At 63.5% G+C, this 1665-nt stretch carries 2 protein-coding genes; both read right to left on the bottom strand.

Features of this window, described 5'->3' with window-relative positions:
- Positions 1-38: 38 nt before the first annotated feature.
- A complete protein-coding gene (locus BM162_RS22175) occupies positions 39-521 on the bottom strand; it encodes a response regulator transcription factor (protein WP_093426027.1) in 483 nt (160 codons plus the stop codon).
- Between the two features lie 304 nt (positions 522-825).
- The coding region (locus BM162_RS22170; protein ID WP_143096310.1) for a DUF4082 domain-containing protein at positions 826-1665 on the bottom strand (840 nt) is incomplete at its 5' end.

The raw sequence follows: 1665 nt of genomic DNA, 5'->3' as shown, positions 1-1665 counted from the left end.
AGGCCCATCAGGGCCCCGGCCTGAAAGCGGCGGCATGATCAACAGGCAAGCTTAGCGGCGCCGCAACACTGTCCGGAAAACGGGGGCCACCTCAGGGTCAGGGTGGCAAAACCGGGTGCAAGTTCAGGCTCGGCTCTGGCGGATCGGCGCTTGGCTCTCGCGATGACGCGCCGGAGAACCTCCAGAAGCTCATCGGTCTTTACCGGCTTTTCCACGAAGTCCGACGCGCCGGAACGGAACGCGCGGATCGCCATGTCCGGATTGCCATGGTCCATGATGGCAACAATCGCAGCCTGCGGCCAACGTTCGCTCACAGTCTCCAGCAGGGGCACGCCGCCCCCACCGGGCAGTTGCAGATCAATCAAGAAGCAGGCGTGGTCCTGGCGCTCGCCCGAGGCAAGAAGCTCGGTCGCACCCGCGAACGCACGCGCTTGGAACCCGTCGGCAACAAGCAGTTCCGCGAGCATGTTACGCAGGCAGGCATCATTCTCGACGATGCAGATCGACGTCGGTACTACCATCGAATACGCCCTGACAGGAACATGACTGCCGGTCCCCTTCCAGCAGGGTCAGTTGACTGCAGACACATGCGGAGCTCAATGACTACCATCAATGGCGAAGAGCGGACATTGATGGCAGCGACAGGGTGCTTGGGTCAGCCTTCTGCGCCAGAGGGCTCCCACCTGAACCCTGTCGCGACAGACGGACAGCCGGATTTCATGAAGCAGGGCGACCTGCGGGAGCCGGTGTTCCTCACTGCCGCCCATCGGAAAGGCCGCCGACGCTCGGTCGGCGGCCTTGTTGTTCGTGATGGACGTTGTCCGATCAGAGCAGGAAGTCGAGGTGCGAGTAATCCGAAGCGGAAACCTCGGCCCCATCCTGAATCATCACCTCGAACTCGAATCTGGCGTCGCCATCAGTATTGCCGCGCACGAGCGTGCTGTCGCCGACATCGACCAGCGACAGGCCCCCGATATCGGTCGAGCCGAAGGTGAAGGCCTGATCGCCGCCCCACCACCGGTTGGCGTCGATGTCGCGCAGGTCGATGATGTCGCCTCCGTCCACGCCGGCGCCCTCGAATGCGGCACTGCCGTCACCGGGCTGGATCTCGTCGCGCCCATGGCCGCGCGAGTGCCACGACCGGGAGAACTCGAACTGGTCGTCTCCCGCGCCGCCGATGAGGATATCCGCGCCGCCTTGCCCTTCAAGCTGGTCGTCGCCGTCCTGGCCGCGCAGGATGTCGTCGCCCCAGCGCGCGGTCAAAAGATCGTCGCCGGCGGCGCCCAGAAGAACGTCCGCGTGGTGACTTCCGGTGAGGCGATCTTCCCCGCCAGTGCCGGTGTCGGTCGGCGTCGCTTCGAAATCAACGTCGATCCAGTAATTGCTGGCGTTGTAGCTCTGCGTCGGGAACGAGCCTTCTGCGCCATAGGCGTAGACACCGCTGTTTTCGAACGTGGTCAGCGGACCTGAGGAATCAGTGTGCGAGAAATATTCCTCGGTAACCGAGTATTTCCCCTCCGGTGCGAAGTAGGACGCGATCCAGACATCGCCCGCCTCTGCCGTGACCGGCTGGAGTGCCCCCGCTGGAGTGGTCCGCCCCCAAGGATAAAATGATCCCGTTATGGAGAGGACCAGAGAATGGCTGGGAAGCGAGAGAAGCCCGAG

Origin of the sequence: Tranquillimonas alkanivorans, assembly GCF_900115595.1 — a bacterium.
Lineage (GTDB): Bacteria > Pseudomonadota > Alphaproteobacteria > Rhodobacterales > Rhodobacteraceae > Tranquillimonas > Tranquillimonas alkanivorans.
Note: the sequence above shows the minus strand (reverse complement) of the source record. Positions and strands in the feature narration are given on the sequence as shown.